Below are 22263 nucleotides of genomic sequence, written 5' to 3' on the forward strand. Positions count from 1 at the left end.
TGCAGGTTTTTGAGGAGTAGAGAATGGCTGTAGATAATAAAACATTAGCAATCTTGGCTTGCCCCTTATGTAAGGGGCGCTTGGTTTGGCATGCGCCAAGCCGAGAATTGATTTGCCGTGGTGATAAATTAGCATTTCCTATTCGTAACGATATTCCCATGCTGTTGACGACCGCAGCACGTGAATTAACAGCGACTGATTTGGAGCAACTTCCCTCATGAGCTTTACAGTGATTATTCCGGCGCGGTATGCCTCCACTAGGTTACCGGGTAAGCCGTTGGCGATGATTGGTAATAAATCGATGATTCAGCGGGTGTATGAGCGCGCTGCAGCAGCCGGTGCTGCGGAAGTGATTGTTGCCACCGATGATCAGCGTATCGTGGATGCGGTTGAGGCATTTGGTGGGCGCGCTATGTTAACCTCAAGTGCCCACAATTCGGGCACTGAGCGCATTGCTGAAGTGATCGAATATTTAGCGATTGCGGATGATCATGTGGTGGTTAATGTGCAAGGTGATGAGCCTTTTATACCGCCTGAGATAATCCGCCAAGTAGCAGACAATCTAGCCAATCAAAAGCAAGCACAGATGGCGACGTTAGCCGTGCCTATTTATAATTTAGAAGAAGTCACCAGCTCTCATGCAGTAAAGGTGGTCACTGATGTGAACGGCTATGCCTTGTACTTTAGTCGGGCGCCAATTCCTTACGAGCGCGATGGTTTATGCCGCGCACGCTTAGGTGAGCTTGCCGACTATCGTCGCCATATTGGCATTTATGCCTACCGGGCAGGTTTTGTTTGGCGTTATGTTGAGTGGGAGCCAAGCCCGCTTGAGCAAATCGAGTCGTTAGAGCAATTACGAGTGCTTTGGTACGGTGAACGCATTCATGTTGCGGAAGCCATTGCGTCGCCGCCGGCTGGTATTGATACACCAGCCGACCTAGCACGAGCTAATCAGGAAGTAACTGACTAACTTTTATCTGCGCGTGCTGGCACAAACGTTGCCAGCGCGCTCGCATACCTATCAAACGGGCATAGGCGTAAGGTACCAAGAACAAACTGGTGAGAGTCGAGAAGACCAAACCACCTATTATGGCAATCGCCATAGGTGCATAAGGAGGACCATCGCCACCAATTTGAGTGGTGCCGAAGGCTAACGGCAACAAACCTAATACCGTGGTTGAAACCGTCATTAATATGGGCCGCAAGCGGCTGACACTTCCCTCAATGATGGCTTCTTGCAGGCTTGCTCCGCTAGCCAGTAATTGGTTGATGCGGTCGACTAAGACAATGCCATTATTCACCACAATTCCCATCAGGATCAAAATCCCGATCATGGCCATCACGGAAATCGACTGTCCGGTGATGAGTAGCGCCCAAAACACCCCAACAATAGAGAATAAGAGCGAGGTTATGACCGCTGTCGGGAGCAGGATTGACTCGAACAACGCAGCCATAACAATGTAGATCAGAGCCACGGCAAGTAGGGTATTCACCAGCATAACGCTTTCGTTTTCACGTTGCCGTTCAAAGCTACCATCTAAACTCCACAAATACCCCTGCGGTAACTGCAACTGACTCAGAGCCGCGGTGATTTCATCACGTGCTTCGTTGGTGGTAAGGTCGGTTAGGTTAGCATCAATCGTTAATGACGTACTAGGTTGCCGGGTTTAACGTAACGAAAAGCAATGTAGCCACTGATAGGTGCTCGAATCTCGGTTTCTGCGAGATTTAATGCTGCCATGTCGTATTTCGCTTGTAATATCTCGGCTTGAAAGCGCAGTTTGTCATACGCATCGGCGCTGATCATGTCGCGCTCAGCCATATCCTTTACGCGTTTTAATTCTTGTTTGATGGAGTTTAGCTCGGCGCGAGCTTGGGCTACCTGAATTCGATATTCATCGTCACGCATGTGAGCGAGTAATTGTCCAGCTTCAACATAATCACCTTCCTCAACCAAAATCGTTTCAATAATGCCCGTGGCTTTACTGGTGACATCAGCTTCATCGCGCGCTTCAAGAGTTGCTGTCGATTTAAAACTTGAGGTTATTTCACCCGCCATAACCGTCTGAGTGGCAACTGGAATACGTGCCACCTGAGTTTGTTGTATGTCTACAGCGCTTTCGTTATTAGCGCCGGCATCGCTACAGGCACTGATAGGTAGTGCTAGCATTGAGAGCAAGGCTACTGCGGCAAATCGATTAGTATTTCTGTAGGTGTTCATCATCTTGTCCCGATTGAATGCGTTAATCACTCGTTATTATTAGATATTGGTTTTCGGTCAGTAGGTGTTGGTGTAACGACCAGGTACGAAGACAGATGCATAGAACGTGCCAATTTTTTCGCTAGTGTCTAAAAAAGTGGCTTAACCCTTTGTTTTAACGGTTTTATACAGGTGCCTTGATGTTTTAGATGGAGACGAAACAGAAAAGGTTTATTGAGGAGAAAACAAAAAAAAGCACTCCGAAGAGTGCTTTTCACTAAAAAATGGCGAGTTCCACTGCGATGTTAGCGTTTCAGTGGTTTAAAATCGCGTTGTGCTGAACCTGTGTATAATTGACGTGGACGTCCAATCTTCTGATTCGCTTCACCCATCATTTCGTGCCAGTGTGAAATCCAACCGACAGTTCGCGATAAGGCAAAAATAACCGTAAACATATTAGTAGGAATACCAATAGCTTTCAGGATGATACCTGAGTAAAAGTCTACGTTCGGGTACAGTTTCTTCTCAACAAAGTACGGGTCTTCAAGAGCAATACGCTCAAGTTCCATAGCGACATCTAACAATGGATCTTGGATGTTTAACTCTTTGAGTACTTCGTGGGCACTTTCACGCATGACGGTAGCACGTGGGTCAAAGTTCTTGTAAACGCGGTGACCAAAGCCCATCAGACGGAACGGATCGTTCTTATCTTTGGCCTTTTCAACGTACTTAGGAATGTTTTCAACAGAACCAATCTCACTCAACATACGCAAGCAAGCTTCGTTGGCACCACCATGAGCTGGTCCCCACAAAGATGCGACACCCGCGGCAATACAAGCGTACGGGTTAGCGCCTGAAGAGCCGGCTAAACGTACGGTTGAGGTTGAAGCGTTTTGCTCATGATCCGCATGCAAAGTGAAAATGCGATCCATAGCTTTGGCGATGGTCGGGCTGATTTTGTAATCTTCAGCCGGTACTGAGAACATCATATTCAAGAAGTTTTCAGCATAGCTCAGGTCGTTACGAGGGTACACGAACGGTTGGCCGATGCTAAATTTATAGGCCATCGCAGCAATCGTCGGCATTTTAGCGACCAAGCGATAGCCACTACGTAAGCGCGCTTGCTCGTCGTGAATATCGAGATCAGCATGATAAAACGAAGATAAAGCTCCGGTAACGGCACATAGCATAGCCATAGGGTGCGCATCACGACGGAAGCCGTTAAAGAAATTATGCAAACCTTGGTGAACCATGGTGTGCTTGGTGATGGTTTGCTTAAACGCATCATATTCTTCACGCGTTGGTGCTTCACCGTGCAGCAACATGTAACACACTTCGAGATAGTCCGCTTGAGTCGCTAGCTGATCAATAGGATATCCGCGATGCAGAAGAATGCCTTGCTCACCATCAATGTAGGTGATCTTTGATTCACAAGATCCTGTTGCTAGGAAGCCCGGGTCGAAGGTGAAAAAACCATGCTTGCCTAAAGTACGCACGTCAATTACATCATAGCCGGCTGTACCAGATAAAACTGGCAATTCAATGGATTGGCCGTCAATCTGCAGGGTGGCTTTACGATCAGCCATAAGGAAATCTCCTTGTTTAAGTCTGCTTCATCACTAAAAAGGGCGATAGAATTTACTAGATCTTAACCCTCCGTGTCAATTCAAACAGTTGTTTGAACCACATCTTTGTATTGATTTAGGTCAACACTGAGTGTCTTGCTAGGCAACACAACCGAGTATGATTACGCAACTGTGTGACAGTTAGATTATCGCCCATTAACTTTTTCGGTGCTAGCGGTGATCGATGCACCGGGTTTGTTCGTTTGCTTGCAGTTGGCAAGAGCGTCAACTGGGATCAGCCAAACGATGACAAAAAAATCCAACTGCTGTTATACGCTCATCCCTGTGCGAGCGGTATACTACTAAGGTCGGATTGTCATTTAGTGCTGGATTTTATTGTCTTGATCTAATCTGAATTAATTTGCGTTTTTAAGCAGAAAGCCGCTGTTTGATAATTGTAATTAAGTGTTATGGCTTATATACTTTGGCGGCGATCTCACAGGGTCCTCTAGTCAATGCTCGATTATGAGGATGTTTGAAGTTCCGAGCATGTTATCAATGCTTTTCTGTAAGGCACAACAATCGTGAAAAAACAAAGACCTGTAAATTTAGAACTAAGTACTATTAGATTTCCTGCTGCGGCAATCAGTTCCATTCTCCATCGCGTGTCTGGTGTTATCATGCTAGGCGGTGTTGGCTTTTTGGTCTGGGCGCTAGCTACATCATTGCAATCAGCTGAAGGCTTTGCGCTCGTGCAAGACCTGCTTACCGGCTTCGTTGCTAAGTTTATTGCTTGGGGTATTTTAACCGCCTTGGGGTATCACTTGTTAGCAGGTGTACGTCACATGGTTATGGACCTTGGTCACTGGGAAGAGCTTGATTCAGGCCGCATCAGTGCACAAGCCGTATTCGTTTTAGCAATCCTTGTTTCAATACTGGTAGGGGTGTGGTTATGGTAAAAGCAGCTTCAACCTTCGGCCGTTCAGGCAGCCACGATTTTATTTTAATTCGTGCATCCGCCATCATCATGGCGTTATACACCATCTTTATGGTGAGCTTCCTGGTGTCAGCCGACACGTTAACGTATGCAACTTGGACTAACTTATTCGCTAACCTAGGTATGAAGATCTTTACCATGTTGGCCTTAACCGCGGTGTTAATTCACGGCTGGATTGGGATATTCCAAGTTTTAACTGACTACGTTAAAAACACCGGCTTACGAGCTTTTCTTCAATATGTGGTATGTGTTGCACTTATCGTTTACTGGTTAGCCGGTTTATTGGTAGTGTGGCCAGTGGAGGGTGTCTAAGTGAGCGTACAAACACTCGAATTTGATGCCGTAGTAATCGGCGCTGGCGGCGCAGGTATGCGCGCTGCTTTACAAATTTCTCAAGCGGGCATGACCTGTGCCTTGATGTCTAAAGTATTCCCAACTCGTTCGCACACAGTTTCAGCGCAAGGTGGTATCACCGTAGCGTTAGGAAATGCGCACGAAGATAACTGGGAATGGCACATGTTTGATACCGTGAAAGGCTCAGACTATATTGGTGACCAAGACGCGATCGAATACATGTGTAAAACAGGTCCGGAAGCCATTTTGGAACTAGAAAACATGGGCTTGCCTTTCTCACGTTTCGAGAATGGTAAAGTTTATCAGCGTCCATTCGGTGGTCAATCAAAAGCCTTTGGTGGCGAGCAGGCAGCGCGTACTGCAGCTGCTGCCGACCGTACCGGTCACGCCTTATTGCATTTGCTTTATCAGCAAAACGTCAAAAATAAAACCACCGTTTTTTCTGAGTGGTATGCACTAGATTTAGTTAAAAACGAAGACGGTGCCATTGTTGGGGTGACCACCCTGAACATCGAAACTGGCGAAATCTTCTACGTTAAAGCGAAAGCTGTCGTGTTAGCAACGGGTGGTGCGGGTCGTATTTACGCATCAACCACCAATGCTCACATCAATACCGGTGACGGTGTAGGTATGGCATTACGCGCTGGCGTACCAGTGCAAGATATGGAAATGTGGCAGTTCCACCCAACTGGTATTGCCGGTGCCGGTACCTTAGTAACTGAAGGTTGCCGCGGCGAAGGTGGTTACTTGTTGAACAAAGATGGCGAGCGCTTTATGGAGCGTTATGCTCCGAATGCTAAAGATTTAGCATCGCGTGACGTGGTAGCTCGTTCAATGATGACGGAAATTCGTGAAGGCCGTGGTTGCGATGGTCCATTAGGGCCACACTTGAAACTGAAACTAGACCACTTAGGTCGTGATGTTTTAGAAAGCCGCTTACCAGGCGTGTGCGATTTGGCTAAAACCTTTGCTCACGTTGATCCAGCCGAAGAGCCGATTCCAGTTATCCCAACCTGTCATTACATGATGGGCGGTATTCCTACCGATGTTAACGGTCAAGCATTGCAGATCGACGACCAAGGCAACCCTACGCCAATTCACGGCTTATTTGCCTGTGGTGAGATTGCGTGCGTATCGGTGCACGGTGCTAACCGTCTTGGTGGTAACTCGTTGTTAGACTTGGTGGTATTTGGTCGTGCAACAGGCTTACATTTGGCCGAGGCAATGGCATCATTGGGCGATGCGAAAGAAGCTCGTCAGGATGATATCGATGCTGCGTTGGCACGTGTTCGTCGTTGGGAAAATAACAAAGATGGCGAAGATCCGGTTCAAATTAAGAAAGATTTGCAGCGTTGCATGCAGTTAAACTTCTCGGTATTCCGTGAAGGGAAAGCGATGGCTGAAGGCTTAGAAGAGTTGAAACAGATTCGTGAGCGGCTGAAAAATGCACGTCTTGACGATACCAGTAAAGAATTCAACACCCAGCGCATTGAGTGCTTAGAGTTGGATAACTTAATGGAAACTGCCTATTCAACCGCAGTAGCAGCTAACTTCCGTACGGAAAGCCGTGGTGCGCATAGCCGTGCTGACTTCCCAGATCGCGATGATGACAACTGGTTGGTACATACCGTGTATCGCCCACAAGATGAATCTATTGTGAAGCGCGAAGTTAACATGCAGCCTAAGCTGCGCGAAGCATTCCCGCCGAAAGCGCGGACTTACTAAGGTTAGGTGAAACGATGAAGACGTTGAATATTTCAGTGTATCGTTACAACCCGGACGTTGATAACGCCCCGTACATGAAGGATTACTCCATTGAAGTGGAAGCTAATCGCGACATGATGGTGTTGGATTTATTATTGTTGCTGAAAGAGCAAGATCCAACGTTGGCGTTCCGTCGTTCATGCCGTGAAGGTGTATGTGGTTCTGACGGCCTCAACATGAATGGTAAAAACGGATTGGCTTGTATCACGCCATTGTCAGCTCTTAAAGGTGGCAACAAGAAAATCGTGATTCGTCCATTACCGGGCTTGCCAGTGATTCGTGACTTGATTGTAGATATGAGCCAGTTCTACGCTCAATATGAGAAGATTAAGCCCTATCTGATCAATGATGACAAAACTCCACCGGCGCGTGAGCGTCTGCAAACGATTGAAGAACGTGCGAAATTAGACGGTCTGTACGAGTGCATCTTGTGTGCATGTTGCTCAACCTCTTGTCCGTCGTTCTGGTGGAATCCCGATAAGTTTATCGGTCCTGCTGGCTTGTTACATGCCTATCGGTTCTTGATTGATAGTCGTGATACTGCCACCGAGCAGCGTCTTGATGACTTAGATGATGCCTTCAGCGTATTCCGCTGCCATGGCATTATGAACTGTGTCAATGTATGCCCGAAAGGGTTGAACCCAACCAAGGCTATTGGACACATCAAATCCATGCTATTGAATCGTGCGATTTAACCATTTCGCATAGATTTGCTATAGTTGTGGCCGAGCTGTATCGAAATAGCCATCCAGCTTGGGTGGCTATTTTTTTGTAAAACGAGTGTGAAGGAACAGCGATGCAAGATGGCGTAATGCAAGCCTGGCTAGAATCCTCCCACCTAGCCGGTGGTAACATGGCGTATGTCGAAGAGTTGTTTGAGTTATATCTCGACGACCCGACGTCGGTGGGTGACGAGTGGCGCACTTTCTTTGATCAGCTGCCGCGTGAAGGCAGTGCTCAAGATACTAAGCACAGTACCATTCGTGACCAATTTCGTACCCTTGCCAAGAATAAATTGAAGCAAGCAGGCACTGCTGCCGCAGGGGCTCCTGATCAGAAGCAAGTGAAGGTCTTGCAGCTGATTAATGCGTATCGTTTTCGTGGCCATCAGCACGCCAACCTAGACCCGCTTGATTTGTGGAAACAAGAGCCGGTTGCGGACTTGTCGTTAGAGCACCACGAGCTTAGCAAAGACGATTTTGACAAAGAATTTAATGTAGGTTCGCTAGCCGTTGGTCAAGAGACCATGAAGTTGGGCGAAATCTACCAAGTGTTGAACGATATTTATTGTGGCTCAGTGGGTGCTGAGTACATGCATATCGTGTCAACCGAAGAAAAACGTTGGATTCAGCAACGTCTAGAAGGCGTGCGTGGCCGTCCTAAATTTGAGCAACAGCAGCAACGTAAACTGTTACAAGAGTTAACTGCGGCTGATGGCCTGGAAAAATACTTAGGCTCAAAATTCCCAGGCGCAAAACGCTTCTCGTTAGAGGGTGGCGATGCTCTGGTACCTATGCTTAAAGAGTTGATTCATCGCAGTGGCGAGCACGGTGGCAAAGAAGTTGTTATCGGTATGGCGCACCGCGGTCGTTTAAACGTGCTGGTGAACGTCTTAGGTAAAAAGCCCCAAGATCTATTTGATGAATTTGCTGGCAAGCATGCCATCAGCAAAGGCTCTGGTGACGTGAAATACCATTCAGGCTTTTCGTCAGACTTTGCTACTAAAGGCGGTGATGTGCACTTAGCCTTAGCATTTAACCCATCGCATTTAGAAATCGTTAACCCGGTGGTGATGGGCTCAGTGCGGGCACGGATGGATCGGTTAGGCGATAAAGATGGTGCCAAAGTGCTACCTATTACCATCCATGGTGACTCTGCCATCGCTGGCCAAGGTATCGTGCAAGAAACCTTCAATATGTCTCAAACCCGCGCCTACCAGGTGGGTGGTTCGATTCGTATTGTGGTGAACAACCAAGTAGGTTTCACCACTTCTAAGCGTGAAGACACTCGTTCAACTCAGTATTGTACTGATATTGCGAAAATGGTGCAGGCGCCAATCTTCCACGTTAATTCAGATGATCCTGAAGCCGTAATTTTTGTATCTCAGCTAGCGCTTGATTTCCGTAATACGTTCAAACGCGATGTGATGATCGATTTAGTTTGTTATCGCCGCCATGGCCACAATGAGGCCGATGAACCTAGTGCAACGCAACCGCTAATGTATAGCAAGGTGAAGAAGCACCCAGTGCCTCGTGCCATCTATGCTGAGCGTTTGGTCAATGCAGGTATTGTGGCAGCGGATGAAGCAGAAAGTTTGATCAATAACTACCGTGACTTACTTGATAAAGGTGAGATCGTCGTAGACGAATGGCGTGACATGAAGAGTCACTCGTCAGATTGGAAGCCATATATTGGTAACGAGTGGGATGTTGATTACGACGCAAAAATTAGTCGCGAACAGCTAACTAAGCTTGGCGAGGCGATGAGTACTGTGCCAACAGCTCACAAGCTGCATTCACGAGTTCAAAAGGTTTACGAAGAACGCGCTAAAATGGCTGCCGGTGAAAAACCAGCAGATTGGGGTTTTGCTGAAACCTTAGCTTATGCCAGCTTGGTGGACCAAGGGGTGCATATCCGTCTTACTGGGCAAGACTCAGGCCGCGGAACCTTCTTCCATCGGCATGCCGTATTGCATAACCAAAAAGACGCAAGCACCTTTATGCCGCTAAATAATATTCGTGAAGGCCAAGGCCAAATCGAAATTTATGACTCGGTATTATCAGAAGCAGCGGTGGTGGCGTTTGAATACGGTTATGCTACCGCAGAGCCCAAATCGTTGGTAATGTGGGAAGCTCAGTTTGGTGATTTCGCTAACGGCGCACAAGTAGTTATCGACCAGTTCTTAAGCTCAGGTGAACAAAAGTGGGGCCGCTTGTGTGGTTTGACTCTATTGTTACCTCATGGCTATGAAGGACAAGGGCCAGAGCATAGTTCGGCGCGGTTAGAACGTTTCTTGCAACTGTCAGCAGATCATAACTGGTCGGTGTGTGTTCCTACCACACCTGCTCAGGTGTTCCATATGATTCGTCGACAGCAGTTACGTCCCGTGCGTCGTCCATTGATCGTGATGACGCCGAAGTCGCTGTTACGGCATCCGCTAGCGGTATCTGATCTTGAGGATATGACCAGTGGCGTGTTCCAAAATGCGATTGCTGAAATCGATTCTTTAGATCCGAAAAAAGTGAAACGCGTGGTACTCTGTTCCGGTAAGGTTTACTACGACTTGTTACAAGAGCGTCGTAAACGCGAGCAAACCGATGTAGCAATTATTCGGGTTGAGCAATTGTATCCGTTCCCAGCGGAAGAAATGGCTGAAATCATGAAAGATTATCAGCATGTAAAAGATTTTGTCTGGTGTCAGGAAGAGCCTCAGAACCAAGGTGCATGGTACAGTAGCCAGCACCATTTCTGGGCCGCAATTCCGAAGGGCGCTCAGTTAACGTATGCCGGTCGTGCTGCATCTGCTGCACCTGCGGTAGGCTATTTGTCTGAGCACAATAAACAGCAGCAACAATTAGTCGATGACGCGCTAACCATTAAATAGGTGATAATTGACCATGGCTATAGATATTAAAGTTCCACAATTACCAGAATCAGTTGCTGATGCAACTGTTGCTACTTGGCATGTTAAGCCAGGTGACAAAGTTTCACGTGACCAAAACCTTGTCGACATCGAAACCGACAAAGTGGTGTTAGAAGTCGTAGCAACGGATGACGGCGTGATGGGTGACATCATTGCTGAAGAAGGCACCACTGTAGGTGCTGACGAGGTTATCGGTAAGCTAGAGAAAGCTGATGGCAGCGCTGCTAAAGCAGAAAGTAAAGACGACAGCAAAGCTGATAAAGCTGAAACTAAGGCCGACCAGCCAGCTGCTAAACAAGCATCAGGTTCTGGTGAAAAGCTAGAAGTTAAAGTGCCTCAGTTGCCAGAGTCAGTTGCTGATGCGACCATCGCTACTTGGCACGTTAAGGCTGGTGATGCAGTAACTCGTGACCAAAACTTAGTGGATATCGAGACCGACAAAGTGGTGCTAGAAGTAGTAGCTCCTGCTGACGGGGTTTTGGCTGAAATTAAGTTTGACGAAGGTGCCACTGTAGGCGCTGATGACGTGATCGGTATTGTTGAAGCAGGCGCAAGCGCAGCTGCAGATTCAAGCAAAGCAGACACCGCTAAAGAAGAAGCTAGTGATGAAGGCGATAGCGAAGTTGCCGGGCCAGCAGTACGTCGTATGCTAGCTGAAAATGGCCTGCAAGTAGCTGATGTTAAAGGCACTGGTAAAGGCGGTCGTGTTACTAAAGAAGATGTTGAAAAACATCTGAAAGAAGGCAGCAAAAAAGCAGAGCCAGCGAAAGCAGCAAGTGCCCCAGCTGCGGTAGCAACCGGTGAGCGCGAACAAAAACGTGTGCCTATGACGCGTTTACGTAAAACCATAGCTAAGCGTTTGCTAGAAGCCAAAAATGCAACTGCCATGTTAACCACTTTTAATGAAGTTAACATGAAGCCAATCATGGACTTACGTTCAAAGTACAAAGATGAATTTGAGAAGCGCCATGATACCCGTTTAGGCTTTATGGGTTTCTATGTCAAAGCTGTTACTGAAGCGTTGAAGCGTTTCCCTGAAGTGAATGCATCGATTGATGGTGATGACATTGTTTATCACAATTATTTTGATATTAGCATCGCTGTATCTACACCGCGTGGCCTGGTAACTCCAGTTTTACGTGATACTGATAAGATGAGCATTGCTGATATTGAAAATGGCATTCGTGATCTGGCACTTAAGGGTCGTGATGGCAAACTAACTATGGAAGATATGCAAGGCGGTAATTTCACCATCACTAACGGTGGCGTATTCGGCTCATTGCTTTCAACTCCAATCTTGAACCCGCCGCAAAGCGCTATCTTGGGTATGCACAAAATCCAAGATCGTCCGATGGCGGTTGATGGTAAGGTAGAAATTCTACCTATGATGTACTTGGCGTTATCTTACGACCACCGCATCATTGATGGTAAAGAATCCGTTGGCTTCTTAGTAACCATCAAAGAATTGTTAGAAGATCCACAGCGTTTATTGTTGGATATTTAACAAATAACACAGCCGCTTGATGTCAGTTACATGACAATGACACAAGCGGCTATTATTTTTCCGCACAAAACGTTAAAATGTGCGCGAAATTTTCGGGTAAGCAGCATGACGCTGCTTTTGTTGTTCAAACGAATCGGAAGATCATCATGAACTTGCATGAGTATCAGGCTAAACAACTCTTTAGAGAGTTCGGATTGCCAGTATCTGAAGGCTTTGCAGTAGACACTGCTGATGAAGCCGTAGAAGCTGCTAAAAAAATTGGTGGCGAGCGTTGGGTTGTTAAGGCGCAAGTACACGCAGGCGGCCGCGGTAAAGCGGGCGGCGTAAAATTGGTTTCTAGCTTAGACGAAGTACACGCATTTGCGAGTAACTGGTTAGGTAAAAACTTGGTGACTTATCAGACTGACGCAAACGGTCAGCCGGTCGCTAAAATTTTAGTAGAAAGCTTAACTGACATCGCCTCAGAACTTTACTTAGGTGCAGTTGTTGACCGTGCAACACGTAAAATTGTGTTCATGGCATCAACCGAAGGTGGCGTAGAAATCGAGAAAGTTGCAGAAGAAACTCCAGAGAAGATTCTTAAAGCAATCATCGACCCAACGGTTGGCGCACAGCCATACCAAGGTCGTGAACTTGGTTTCAAACTAGGCCTAAATCCAGAGCAAGTGAAGCAATTCACTAAAATCTTCTTGGGCTTAGCGAAGATGTTTGAACAGTACGATTTCGCATTGTTAGAAATCAACCCGTTAGTGATTACCGACCAAGGCAACTTGCATTGCTTAGACGGCAAAATCAACATCGATAGTAACGCCCTGTATCGTCAACCAAAAATCCGTGAAATGCACGATCCTTCCCAAGAAGACGAGCGTGAAGCCCAAGCAGCTAAGTGGGAATTAAACTACGTAGCTCTAGATGGCAACATCGGCTGTATGGTGAACGGTGCTGGTTTGGCGATGGGTACGATGGACATCGTTAAACTTGCCGGCGGTCAGCCAGCAAACTTCTTGGATGTTGGTGGCGGCGCAACCAAAGAGCGCGTTACTGAAGCATTCAAAATCATCTTGTCTGACAACGCTGTTAAAGCTGTTTTAGTTAACATCTTCGGCGGTATCGTTCGTTGTGACATGATTGCTGAAGGCATCATGGGCGCAGTTGAAGAAGTTGGCGTGAAAGTACCTGTAGTAGTGCGTTTAGAAGGTAACAACGCAGAACTAGGTCGGCAGAAATTAGCAGAAAGTGGCCTCAACATCATTGCAGCAGAAAGTTTATCTGATGCAGCTGATAAAGTGGTTGCAGCGGCAGGAGGTCAATAATGTCTATCTTGATCGATAAAAACACCAAAGTCATCTGCCAGGGTTTTACTGGCGGTCAGGGTACATTCCACTCTGAGCAAGCGATTGCCTATGGTACGCAAATGGTTGGCGGTGTAACTCCAGGTAAAGGCGGTCAAACGCACTTGGGTTTACCGGTATTCAACACGGTACGCGAAGCTGTAGAAGCAACTGGCGCAACTGCTTCAGTTATCTACGTACCAGCTCCTTTCTGTAAAGATTCAATTGTTGAAGCTGCAGATGCTGGTATCGAGCTGATTGTATGTATCACCGAAGGTATTCCAACCATCGATATGCTGTACGTTAAAGAATATTTGACGCACAAAGGCGTTCGTATGATTGGTCCAAACTGCCCAGGCGTGATCACTCCAGGCGAATGTAAGATCGGTATTATGCCAGGTCACATTCACAAGCCAGGTAAAGTAGGTATCGTATCTCGTTCAGGTACCTTAACCTATGAAGCTGTTAAGCAAACAACTGACGAAGGTTTCGGCCAATCTACTTGCGTAGGTATTGGTGGTGACCCAATCCCAGGCTCAAACTTTATCGATATCTTAGCGATGTTCGAAAAAGATCCAGCAACTGAAGCTATCGTTATGATCGGTGAGATCGGCGGTACTGCTGAAGAAGAAGCTGCAGAGTACATCAAGCATAACGTAACCAAGCCAGTAGTATCTTACATTGCTGGTGTGACTGCTCCTCCAGGTAAGCGCATGGGCCATGCTGGTGCGATTATTTCTGGTGGTAAAGGTACTGCAGACGAGAAATTCGCAGCCTTAGAAGCAGCTGGTGTTAAAACCGTGCGTAGTCTTGCCGATATCGGTAAAGCTTTGCGTGAAAAAACGGGCTGGTAAGCTCTGCTTCGGCATCCTTGCTAACTTAAATAAAAGCCGCTCCATGGAGCGGCTTTTTTGTGCGTGCAAGATCATGGCTTTATCTACAAGGTCCATAAGGGTCGTGGTAAGGTGGGGGACAAGCTTACATCTCAATCTTTTCTCAACCGTCAAACCGCAGAGTTGCTGGAGCAGACTATGGTAAACCGTCTCAAATTAGTTGTTCTTTTTGCAATAGCACTAGTAGCGTTTGCCGGAAATTCCATTCTTAATCGCTATGCATTACTTGAGCCTGCCATAGATCCTGCTTCATTTCTTGTGATCAGAATAGTGAGTGGGGCTGTGATGTTGGTGCTGTTGGTGTGGTTACGTAGCTTCTTTCATCGGCCGCAAAAACAACCCTATAGTAAGGGCAGTTGGTGGGGTGCACTTACTCTAAGTTGGTATGCTATTGCTTTTTCTTATGCCTATGTGGAGTTGCAAACAGGATTTGGTGCGTTAGTGTTATTTACCGCAGTGCAGTTAAGTATGTTAGCTATAACCCTCTATCAAGGTACGCGGCTAAGCCGCCGAGAATGGTTGGGGGTGATCATTGCCTTTGGCGGCTTTGTGTATTTGCTGGTGCCTAGCATGCAGCTGCCGTCGTCACTCTTAGCTGCTATGTTGATGGCTAGTGCCGGTGTGGCTTGGGGATTCTATTCAGTACATGGACGCGGGCGTGGTTTTCCGCTCGCCAATACTGCCTTTAATTTTGTCCGAGCTATTCCTTTTGTGTTGCTCGCCTTCTGGTGGCAAGCCCCAGATCTCATCGTATCCACCGATGGAGTGATGCTGGCCATGGTTTCTGGAGCTATTACTTCAGGTGTCGGTTACGCTATCTGGTATTTAGTGCTGCCACAAATAACTGTGACGACCGCCGCTATTGGACAATTGTTAGTGCCATTAATTGCTGCCCTAGGTGGGGTTTTGATTGCTCATGAAGTACTTACCATGCATTTGCTGATTGCAGCAGTTACAATTCTAGGTGGCATCTTAGTGGTGGTGCTTAAACGTACTTAGATGTACTGCGACACACACAGCAACCCATAGGCAAAAAAAAGCGACTCGCTAGAGTCGCTCAAGGGCTTAACACACAACAAATAGATACTAGAGTGAGGCTACTGTGGTTGCCGCTGCTGCCAAGGCAGTTGCTCGCGGTTCTTCACCTAGGTTGACGCCTTCCGCACGAATGATGTGAACATCAGTAATACCGACAAAAGCTAACGCTTGTTTTAAATAGCTTTCTTGATGATCCATGGCTGCTGCCTCACCTTGGCTGTAGATACCACCGCGACCTGATGCTATGTACACGGTTTTATTGCTAAGCAAGCCAACCGGACCCTGTTCGGTATACTTAAAGGTCACGCCAGCTTTTAAAATACGATCTAACCAAGCTTTCAGCTGAGTTGGGATAGTAAAGTTGTACATAGGAGCGCCGATGACTAACACGTCGGCCGCTTGTACCTCAGCAATCAGTTGCTGAGTAAGAGCGTTGTCGCCGTCTAATAATGTGCTTGCATCTAAATGAGGCACAGGCTGCGTAACTAAGTCACGGTACACCAACTGAGTGGGCGATTGCTTCGCACTCAGGTGCGCGACTATGTCGGCGCTTAGTTTACGGCTAACAGACTGATCAATAAAAATGCCTGAATCTATGTGTAAAATATTCAAAACAACCTCTCAAAATTTTTTGCGCTGTAGGTTTGGGTATTAACTGATGATGAATATTCTACACTGTTCCATTTATGTCGGTAACTAGGTATATTGGAAAGTATCGTTCCATATATGGAACAAGGTCGCAGTTAAGGGAAACTTATGGCATTACCTGATCTCACCAATTATTTAATCTTTGCCAAAGTGGTCGCAGCGGGCAGCGTCAGTGCCGGTGCCCGTGATCTGAAGATGCCAAAATCGACCGTGAGTCGGCGCTTAACAGAATTAGAAGAACAGCAGGGGGTAAGGCTGCTGCATCGAAGTACACGCGGCCTTAAGCTAACCGATGTGGGCCAGGCTTTTCTGGTGCATTGTGAAACGCTAGTGGCAGCGGCCGAAGCGGCGCAACAAGTGACGCAACTGGTGATGGATACACCGCGAGGGGATATTCATGTGAGCTCTCCCTATGCTATTAGCCAAAGCATGCTGGTGGCGTTACTACCCGAATTTATGGCCTTGTATCCTGAAGTACGAGTGAATCTGATGGTGACTAATAAGCCTGTGAACCTGATTGATGAGGGCATTGATGTAGCGCTGCGGGTGCGCTCAAGTATTGAAGATTCATCGCTGATTGCAAGACCGCTGGCCGATGCTCCCTTGACCCTTTATCGAAGCCCCACGTGCGGCGACGTTGCTGCGATAGCTAAAGAGTTACAACATCCGTTAGATTTGGTGCATTTTCCACATTTAAGTTTGCACTACACCAGCGGTCAATATCGCTATGACTTAACCTCAGATACGGGCGATAAATTAGCCGTGAGTTTCCGACCTCGGTTAATCACCGACGATATGATTGTTCTCAGAGAGGCTGCAATTGCTGGGTTGGGAATGGTGGCGCTGCCAAATTATTTGTGCCAACAGGCGGTAGCTGCCGGGCAATTAGAACGCGTGTTACCCGATTGGTCATTGCCACTAGGTATTATGCATATGGTGTACCCTTACCGCCGAGGCTTGCTGCCTGCGGTGCGGGTCTTTATAGATTTTTTGGCAGCCCGACTGCCGGTGATTGCGAAACGTTCGTTAACAAATATTGATTGAGTTTTAGCGCCGCTTCACTACAATCATTTAAACAAGCGTTTAAGTTTTATCGAAAACGTACTACTAATAACGATTTCAGAACAACACAAGGCCCAGACGATGGATTTTTCTCCGAGTGCCAAGACCCTGCAATATCGGCAGCGGTTAATTGACTTTATGCGCGAGCATATTGAACCAATAGAAGCCAATTACCACAAAGAAAATCGCCGCTTGAACCCAGATGGGCAATGGCGTGATTGGCAAGTCGCCCCGATGATTCATGAGCTTAAACAACGTGCCAAAGCAGCTGGGCTATGGAATCTATTTTTGCCCGACGCGGAACTCGGGGCAGGATTAACGACTCTCGAGTATGCGCCGTTAGCCGAGGTGATGGGGCATAGTTTAATTGCACCGGAAATTTTCAACTGCAATGCACCGGATACCGGCAACATGGAGGTGTTGTATCATTTTGGCAGTGCCGCGCAAAAGCAACAATGGCTAACGCCCTTGCTTGCCGGTGAGATTCGTTCGGTTTTTTGTATGACAGAACCGGATGTTGCCTCATCAGATGCAACTAACATGCAAACGCAAATTACTGCCGATGGTGATGATATCGTTATTCATGGGCGTAAATGGTGGTCTACTGGGTTAGGTCATCCACAGGCGAAGTTTGCCATAGTGATGGGCCTAACTAACCCTGAAGCACCTAAACATCAGCGCCATAGTATGGTCATTGTGCCGCTTGATACCCCTGGCGTCACCGTGGAACGAATGCTCCCTGCTTTTGGTGAGTATGATGCACCGTACGGTCATGGCGAAGTGCTTTTTGATCAAGTTCGAGTACCTAAGGCAAACTTAATTAGCAACTTGGGTGACGGGTTTAAGATAGCCCAGGGGCGGTTGGGGCCAGGCCGTATTCATCATTGCATGCGCGCCTTAGGAGCGGCCGAGAAAGCGCTTCAGTTATTTATGCAGCGAGGGGCTGAACGTATTGCGTTTGGCAAACCGCTGTTGCAGCTTGGTGGTAACTTAGAGCGGGTTGCCGATATGCGGATAGCTATTGATCAAGCGCGCCTGCTGACCTTTTATGCAGCATGGAAAATAGATCAAGTTGGGGCGATGAAAGCCCTTGCTGAAATATCTGCAATCAAGGTCGCGGCACCTAATGCCTTGCAGATGGTGGTAGATGAAACCATTCAATTATTTGGTGGCGCCGGCATGAGCCATGATGTGCCGCTAACTGCTTTGTTTGCCGTAGCGCGCGCCTTACGCATTGCTGATGGTCCAGATGCTGTGCATCGAGCAACCATTGCTAAAGTTGAATTAGCTAAGTATCGGGAGCGCTAAGTGCAACAAGAGCAACATGTGCAACAAGAGCAAGCATTAGAAGATAAAGCCGGTCAGGTTCGTCCCGGTGAAGAGCTACCTGAAGCTGAGCTACTAGCTTATTTACAGCAACATTTAGAGGGCCTAACTGGGCCGATGCAGGTGACCCAGTTTAGTGGTGGGGCTTCAAACTGGACTTACCGTCTAGCTTGCGCCAATGCCGATTTAATTTTGCGGCGGCCACCGGCTGGCACTAAAGCTAAATCAGCTCATGACATGGGCCGCGAGTTTCGTATTCAGCAAGCGCTGAAACCGGTTTATCCCTATGTGCCTAAAATGCGCCATTATTGTGCAGATGAAAGCATTATTGGGGCCGATTTCTATATCATGGATCGGCTGCATGGCATTATTCCACGCAAAAATATGCCGCGCAATTTAGAGTTATCCACCGCGCAAACACGCACCTTATGCCAACGTGCGTTAGACTGCCTCATAGAATTACATCAAGTTGACATTCATGCGGCCGGCTTGACGGATCTTGCTAAAGGTGAAGGCTACACAGAGCGCCAAGTGAGTGGTTGGAGTGAGCGCTATCGCCGCGCTAAAACCTGGAATGTGCCATCGGGTAAAGGCATCATGCGGTGGTTAGCTGAACATATGCCACCCACCGAAACCATTTGTATGACCCATAATGACTTCCGCTTTGATAATTTGGTGCTAGATAGCCACGAGCCCACCAACATCATTGGGGTGTTGGATTGGGAACTGGCGACTTTGGGTAATCCATTAATGGATATTGGCAACAGCTTAGCCTATTGGATTCAAGCCGATGACGATGCTATTGCCCGTTCTACCAGGCGTCAGCCAACGCATTTGCCGGGGATGTTTACCCGTCAGCAAGTGATTGATTACTACTGTGACAAAATGCAGCTTGATGCATCAGATTTCGCTTTTTACGAGGTGTTTGGGTTGTTTCGGTTAAGTGTGATAGCGCAACAAATCTATTATCGCTATCACCATGGTCAGACTCGTAATCCAGCTTTCAAGAATTTCTGGTTTTTGGTGAATTATTTGCATTGGCGCTGCCGCAAACGAATGAAACAAGGATAATGCATGCGTAAAACAATATTGATAACCGGCGCAAGCTCTGGATTAGGTGAGGGCATGGCCCGCGAATACGCTAAACAGGGGCGTGACCTCGCCCTATGTGCCCGCCGTACGGAACGTTTAGAGCAACTTAAAAGCGAAATAGCGCAACAGTATCCGAGCGTGAAAGTGTCCGTAAAAGCCTTGGATGTAAACGATCATGATGCAGTGTTTCAGGTGTTTAAAGAGTTTCAACAGGAATTTGGTAGCATCGATAGAGTGATTGTGAATGCAGGCATGGGCAAAGGTGCATCGCTAGGAACTGGCTATTTCTATGCCAATGTGCAAACCGCACAAACTAATTTTGTAGCTGCCTTAGCCCAATGTGAGGCGGCCTTAGAGATTTTCTATCAACAACAGCATGGCCATTTGGTGACCATTAGCTCTATTAGTGCGTTACGAGGTATGCCGCGCGCCATGACCGTTTATGCCGCTACTAAAGCTGGCTTATTGGCACTGACCGAAGGTATTCGCGCTGATTTAATTAGAACCAAATCAAAGGTTAAAGTAAGCGCTATTTTACCTGGGTTTATACGCTCTGAAATTAACGAAAAAGTTAAGAACACGCCCTTTATGGTGGATACTGAAACGGGCTGTAAGGCTTTGGTGAAGGCGATTGAGCGAGAGCCGGTACAAGCTTATGTGCCCGGCTGGCCATGGGCGTTGATTGGCTTTTTAATGAAGCGTCTGCCGTTAAAGTGGGTGATGAAGTTAGGTTAACTCGTGTTAGCCCTAAGGCAGCGGGCAGTCTTCAGTGCGCTCGCTGCTTACCGCTAGGGTGAAGGGTTGACCTTGTTCATTACGGTAAATCACAGAACTTTTTGCCAACTGTAGGTCACCACGGCTATGACTGTGATGAATGATGAGTTGGCCATGTTTAGCTAAGCTCACAGTCAGGCATTGGCCTTGCTCGGCAGTCGCGATACGTTGCCAATCGTTACTGAGTGGTTGGCGTAGCCAGACTTCAAAGCCTTGCCATTGCTCACGTTTACCGCGTTGGCACTGGTAGACTTGAATTTCAGCGGCTACGGCAGACTGGTCGTTGGCTTTGAGTGGTAACACCTGCAAGGCTTCGCAGGCGGCCGCGGTTGGCGGCTCTGGCTCAAAGACCCACCATTTGTATAACAATACCGACACAAACAGCACGGCTAAAGTGATCACTGCAGCAATAACCCATAACATCAGTCGGTTTGCAGCAGAACGTAATTTAGCCAGCATTGTTTATCCTTTTTTGCTCAATCAGTATTAACATCGCCAAATCTTGGGTGGCCATTATCCCAATCTTGTTGTGCTTGCTCAACCCGTGCAAGCTCGGTGCTGACAAAATTCCAGCGCATAAACAGATGTTGACCAAATGGCTCACCACCTAATACCAGCACTCGAGTATCTGCGGCAAGCTCTATTTCTAAATGGTCACGTTCACTGCCTAGATCCAGTAATTGATGGGCAGTAATGGGCTGGGTTAGTTCACTGTCCACCAGATATAAGCTGCCACTCACGATATAGATAGCATGTTCAAACGAGGGGTTAAGTGACAAGCTTAGCACTGTGGTACGAGGGGTGGTTAGGCTTAATGCCAGGCTTGGATGGAAACTCAGCGCAGGTGATTGCCAGCGCTGCTTCAGTAAACGGTCGTAATAGTCGCCAACAATTAGGGTGGCAGTGCATTCGCCTAGGGCAAACTGTGGCAAATCGCGATAGTGATCAAAGCGTGGGTAAGTTAGCTCATCAGCTGGGGGTAAGGCGGACCATAATTGCAGCCCATGCAAAGGCTGGGTGGGATTATCTTGCGCTATTTCGGCATGACTGATACCGCGGCCTGAGGTCATTAGATTTAACTCACCTGGGCGCAAGGCTTGTTGATAACCTAAGCTATCATAGTGCATGAGTTCGCCCGAATATAACCAAGTTATCGTCTGTAGCCCAATGTGCGGATGAGGCGGGATATTGAAATCCTGATAGGCGGGCGTTGTTAGAGGACCGAAATGGTCTAAAAAACACCAAGGACCAATCATTCTTAGCTCTGCTTGCGGCACCACCCGCTGCACTTGCAACTGAGCGGTTAATGGCTTGGTTTTGCTATGCAGGATCTTTAATACACCGCCGCCTGGATTAGAGTCACATTCTTGTAAGTGCTGATCGCTGGCGCTTCTACTCATGGGCTTTACTCGCAAAGGGTGGCTAATATCGATAGCCATCAGTATGGCATTGGCCACGACAATAGTCGAATATCCACCCAAGAGGCTTTATTCGGCATCCAAATTTAAGTAAGGTGAGGTCCTAACCTAAGGAGATAATCATGATTTATGCAATCTTGATTCTAGTCATCGGGTTTGCCGCTATGTTGAGCGGCGTATGGGAGCACAACCTGGTGACCATTATTATTGGTTTAGTCATGCAAGCAGGTGGTGCAATCGGATTTTTTATCAGTTGGCGCAAAGCCGCTAAGCAAGGACATATAAACAACAATGACAACTAGTATTGCGAAGCGAATTGCCGCATTGGCTGTAATTATAGTGGGGCTGTTGTTACTGGTGCTAGCACCAGCTGGCGATGCCACCTCAAGTTATCGGATTGTTGGCCTGTTAGTGGCTGCAGCCGGTGGCGCTTGGCTAGGGGGACAACGACGAGATACCAGTAGGGTGACGGATGAACCTTATCAGCAGCCCGTATTGCGTTGGTATCAAGCACCGATTGTGCTGTTTCCCATTATCTTACTGATCGTGGCAAGCTTAGTTTATTTGGCCATGTAGTTGTGATGCCCGAGCTAAACTTGAGAAAAACAAAGACCTTTTCATGATTACTTTAGAGCCCAAATAGGGCTCATATCA

At 47.4% G+C, this 22263-nt stretch carries 22 protein-coding genes and 1 pseudogene; 17 read left to right on the forward strand and 6 right to left on the reverse strand.

Annotation, left to right across the window (positions count from 1 at the left end):
- Positions 1 to 23: 23 nt before the first annotated feature.
- Together NOG12_RS00985 and kdsB are read left to right on the forward strand one after the other, a co-directional pair.
- A complete protein-coding gene (locus tag NOG12_RS00985) occupies positions 24 to 221 on the forward strand; it encodes a Trm112 family protein (protein ID WP_153826033.1) in 198 nt (65 codons plus the stop codon).
- Complete coding sequence (gene kdsB / locus NOG12_RS00990) at positions 218 to 970, forward strand: 3-deoxy-manno-octulosonate cytidylyltransferase (protein ID WP_313932169.1); 753 nt, start codon at positions 218 to 220, stop codon at positions 968 to 970. Before NOG12_RS00985 ends, kdsB begins: the two co-directional genes overlap by 4 nt.
- Here kdsB and NOG12_RS00995 read toward each other — a convergent pair.
- The 3 genes and pseudogenes from NOG12_RS00995 to NOG12_RS01005 form a co-directional block, all read right to left on the reverse strand.
- Positions 948 to 1652 (reverse strand): annotated as a pseudogene (locus NOG12_RS00995) (efflux RND transporter permease subunit); the annotation flags it as partial. The gene kdsB and the pseudogene NOG12_RS00995 sit on opposite strands and share 23 nt — an antisense overlap.
- Entirely contained in the window at positions 1643 to 2224 is a 582-nt protein-coding gene (locus NOG12_RS01000; protein WP_153826035.1) for an efflux RND transporter periplasmic adaptor subunit, read from the reverse strand. The gene NOG12_RS01000 and the pseudogene NOG12_RS00995, both read right to left, overlap by 10 nt.
- A 281-nt stretch (positions 2225 to 2505) precedes the next feature.
- Positions 2506 to 3786 (reverse strand): citrate synthase, encoded by a 1281-nt coding sequence (locus NOG12_RS01005; RefSeq protein WP_110075343.1) that lies wholly within the window; start codon positions 3784 to 3786, stop codon positions 2506 to 2508.
- 563 nt (positions 3787 to 4349) lie between these two features.
- On the opposite strand from NOG12_RS01005, the gene sdhC reads away from it, so the two are divergent.
- The 9 genes from sdhC to NOG12_RS01050 all read left to right on the forward strand — a co-directional run bounded on the left by sdhC (position 4350) and on the right by NOG12_RS01050 (position 15250).
- Positions 4350 to 4724 (forward strand): succinate dehydrogenase, cytochrome b556 subunit, encoded by a 375-nt coding sequence (gene sdhC, locus NOG12_RS01010; RefSeq protein WP_162014490.1) that lies wholly within the window; start codon positions 4350 to 4352, stop codon positions 4722 to 4724.
- A complete protein-coding gene (gene sdhD / locus NOG12_RS01015) occupies positions 4718 to 5074 on the forward strand; it encodes a succinate dehydrogenase, hydrophobic membrane anchor protein (RefSeq protein WP_110075341.1) in 357 nt (118 codons plus the stop codon). The genes sdhC and sdhD overlap by 7 nt, the downstream gene beginning before the upstream one ends.
- The gene (sdhA, locus tag NOG12_RS01020) at positions 5075 to 6841 is read left to right on the forward strand and encodes a succinate dehydrogenase flavoprotein subunit (protein ID WP_162014491.1); all 1767 of its coding nucleotides are present in this window, start codon (positions 5075 to 5077) and stop codon (positions 6839 to 6841) included.
- A 14-nt stretch (positions 6842 to 6855) separates the two neighbouring features.
- Entirely contained in the window at positions 6856 to 7575 is a 720-nt protein-coding gene (locus NOG12_RS01025; RefSeq protein ID WP_110075339.1) for a succinate dehydrogenase iron-sulfur subunit, read from the forward strand.
- A gap of 101 nt (positions 7576 to 7676) precedes the next feature.
- The gene (gene sucA, locus NOG12_RS01030) at positions 7677 to 10484 is read left to right on the forward strand and encodes a 2-oxoglutarate dehydrogenase E1 component (protein ID WP_313932170.1); all 2808 of its coding nucleotides are present in this window, start codon (positions 7677 to 7679) and stop codon (positions 10482 to 10484) included.
- 13 nt (positions 10485 to 10497) lie between these two features.
- Positions 10498 to 12027 (forward strand): 2-oxoglutarate dehydrogenase complex dihydrolipoyllysine-residue succinyltransferase, encoded by a 1530-nt coding sequence (gene odhB / locus NOG12_RS01035; RefSeq protein WP_313932171.1) that lies wholly within the window; start codon positions 10498 to 10500, stop codon positions 12025 to 12027.
- 146 nt (positions 12028 to 12173) lie between these two features.
- Positions 12174 to 13340, forward strand: a complete 1167-nt coding sequence (gene sucC, locus NOG12_RS01040) for an ADP-forming succinate--CoA ligase subunit beta (protein WP_110075446.1) — start codon at positions 12174 to 12176, stop codon at positions 13338 to 13340.
- The gene (gene sucD / locus NOG12_RS01045) at positions 13340 to 14212 is read left to right on the forward strand and encodes a succinate--CoA ligase subunit alpha (RefSeq protein ID WP_110075336.1); all 873 of its coding nucleotides are present in this window, start codon (positions 13340 to 13342) and stop codon (positions 14210 to 14212) included. Before sucC ends, sucD begins: the two co-directional genes overlap by 1 nt.
- Positions 14213 to 14389: 177 nt before the next feature.
- Positions 14390 to 15250 (forward strand): DMT family transporter, encoded by an 861-nt coding sequence (locus NOG12_RS01050; protein ID WP_313932172.1) that lies wholly within the window; start codon positions 14390 to 14392, stop codon positions 15248 to 15250.
- An 87-nt stretch (positions 15251 to 15337) separates the two neighbouring features.
- Here the strand turns inward: NOG12_RS01050 and NOG12_RS01055 are convergent, their stop codons facing one another.
- On the reverse strand, positions 15338 to 15901 hold the full coding sequence (locus tag NOG12_RS01055) for an FMN-dependent NADH-azoreductase (protein WP_313932173.1): 564 nt from the start codon (positions 15899 to 15901) through the stop codon (positions 15338 to 15340).
- Positions 15902 to 16045: 144 nt separating this feature from the next.
- Here NOG12_RS01055 and NOG12_RS01060 point away from each other — a divergent pair, with 144 nt between their 5' ends.
- From NOG12_RS01060 to NOG12_RS01075, 4 genes are all read left to right on the forward strand, one after another.
- Positions 16046 to 16981, forward strand: coding sequence for a LysR family transcriptional regulator (locus NOG12_RS01060; RefSeq protein ID WP_153826040.1), 936 nt, complete (start codon positions 16046 to 16048; stop codon positions 16979 to 16981).
- Positions 16982 to 17080: 99 nt separating this feature from the next.
- Entirely contained in the window at positions 17081 to 18307 is a 1227-nt protein-coding gene (locus NOG12_RS01065) for an acyl-CoA dehydrogenase family protein (RefSeq protein WP_313932174.1), read from the forward strand.
- Positions 18308 to 19396, forward strand: coding sequence for a phosphotransferase family protein (locus NOG12_RS01070; RefSeq protein ID WP_313932175.1), 1089 nt, complete (start codon positions 18308 to 18310; stop codon positions 19394 to 19396).
- A gap of 3 nt (positions 19397 to 19399) precedes the next feature.
- Complete coding sequence (locus NOG12_RS01075; protein ID WP_110075332.1) at positions 19400 to 20152, forward strand: SDR family oxidoreductase; 753 nt, start codon at positions 19400 to 19402, stop codon at positions 20150 to 20152.
- Positions 20153 to 20164: 12 nt separating this feature from the next.
- Here the strand turns inward: NOG12_RS01075 and NOG12_RS01080 are convergent, their stop codons facing one another.
- Together NOG12_RS01080 and NOG12_RS01085 are read right to left on the reverse strand one after the other, a co-directional pair.
- On the reverse strand, positions 20165 to 20650 hold the full coding sequence (locus NOG12_RS01080) for a hypothetical protein (RefSeq protein ID WP_110075331.1): 486 nt from the start codon (positions 20648 to 20650) through the stop codon (positions 20165 to 20167).
- 17 nt (positions 20651 to 20667) lie between these two features.
- A complete protein-coding gene (locus NOG12_RS01085; protein ID WP_313932176.1) occupies positions 20668 to 21591 on the reverse strand; it encodes a pirin family protein in 924 nt (307 codons plus the stop codon).
- 140 nt (positions 21592 to 21731) lie between these two features.
- Between NOG12_RS01085 and NOG12_RS01090 the strand changes: the two genes are divergently transcribed.
- Entirely contained in the window at positions 21732 to 21911 is a 180-nt protein-coding gene (locus NOG12_RS01090; RefSeq protein WP_153826043.1) for a hypothetical protein, read from the forward strand.
- On the forward strand, positions 21901 to 22185 hold the full coding sequence (locus tag NOG12_RS01095) for a hypothetical protein (RefSeq protein WP_313932177.1): 285 nt from the start codon (positions 21901 to 21903) through the stop codon (positions 22183 to 22185). Before NOG12_RS01090 ends, NOG12_RS01095 begins: the two co-directional genes overlap by 11 nt.
- Positions 22186 to 22263 lie beyond the last annotated feature (78 nt).

This window comes from Pseudidiomarina fusca (assembly GCF_032227045.1).
Lineage (GTDB): Bacteria > Pseudomonadota > Gammaproteobacteria > Enterobacterales > Alteromonadaceae > Pseudidiomarina > Pseudidiomarina fusca.

Bases quoted from the DNA above. Each gene is read 5' to 3' on its own strand.
- NOG12_RS00985 (WP_153826033.1), top strand. From the start codon at position 24: ATGGCTGTAGATAATAAAACATTAGCAATCTTGGCTTGCCCCTTATGT.
- kdsB (WP_313932169.1), top strand. From the start codon at position 218: ATGAGCTTTACAGTGATTATTCCGGCGCGGTATGCCTCCACTAGGTTA.
- NOG12_RS01000 (WP_153826035.1), bottom strand. From the start codon at position 2,224: ATGATGAACACCTACAGAAATACTAATCGATTTGCCGCAGTAGCCTTG.
- NOG12_RS01005 (WP_110075343.1), bottom strand. From the start codon at position 3,786: ATGGCTGATCGTAAAGCCACCCTGCAGATTGACGGCCAATCCATTGAA.
- sdhD (WP_110075341.1), top strand. From the start codon at position 4,718: ATGGTAAAAGCAGCTTCAACCTTCGGCCGTTCAGGCAGCCACGATTTT.
- NOG12_RS01025 (WP_110075339.1), top strand. From the start codon at position 6,856: ATGAAGACGTTGAATATTTCAGTGTATCGTTACAACCCGGACGTTGAT.
- sucA (WP_313932170.1), top strand. From the start codon at position 7,677: ATGCAAGATGGCGTAATGCAAGCCTGGCTAGAATCCTCCCACCTAGCC.
- odhB (WP_313932171.1), top strand. From the start codon at position 10,498: ATGGCTATAGATATTAAAGTTCCACAATTACCAGAATCAGTTGCTGAT.
- sucC (WP_110075446.1), top strand. From the start codon at position 12,174: ATGAACTTGCATGAGTATCAGGCTAAACAACTCTTTAGAGAGTTCGGA.
- sucD (WP_110075336.1), top strand. From the start codon at position 13,340: ATGTCTATCTTGATCGATAAAAACACCAAAGTCATCTGCCAGGGTTTT.
- NOG12_RS01050 (WP_313932172.1), top strand. From the start codon at position 14,390: ATGGTAAACCGTCTCAAATTAGTTGTTCTTTTTGCAATAGCACTAGTA.
- NOG12_RS01060 (WP_153826040.1), top strand. From the start codon at position 16,046: ATGGCATTACCTGATCTCACCAATTATTTAATCTTTGCCAAAGTGGTC.
- NOG12_RS01065 (WP_313932174.1), top strand. From the start codon at position 17,081: ATGGATTTTTCTCCGAGTGCCAAGACCCTGCAATATCGGCAGCGGTTA.
- NOG12_RS01075 (WP_110075332.1), top strand. From the start codon at position 19,400: ATGCGTAAAACAATATTGATAACCGGCGCAAGCTCTGGATTAGGTGAG.
- NOG12_RS01080 (WP_110075331.1), bottom strand. From the start codon at position 20,650: ATGCTGGCTAAATTACGTTCTGCTGCAAACCGACTGATGTTATGGGTT.
- NOG12_RS01085 (WP_313932176.1), bottom strand. From the start codon at position 21,591: ATGAGTAGAAGCGCCAGCGATCAGCACTTACAAGAATGTGACTCTAAT.
- NOG12_RS01090 (WP_153826043.1), top strand. From the start codon at position 21,732: ATGATTTATGCAATCTTGATTCTAGTCATCGGGTTTGCCGCTATGTTG.
- NOG12_RS01095 (WP_313932177.1), top strand. From the start codon at position 21,901: ATGACAACTAGTATTGCGAAGCGAATTGCCGCATTGGCTGTAATTATA.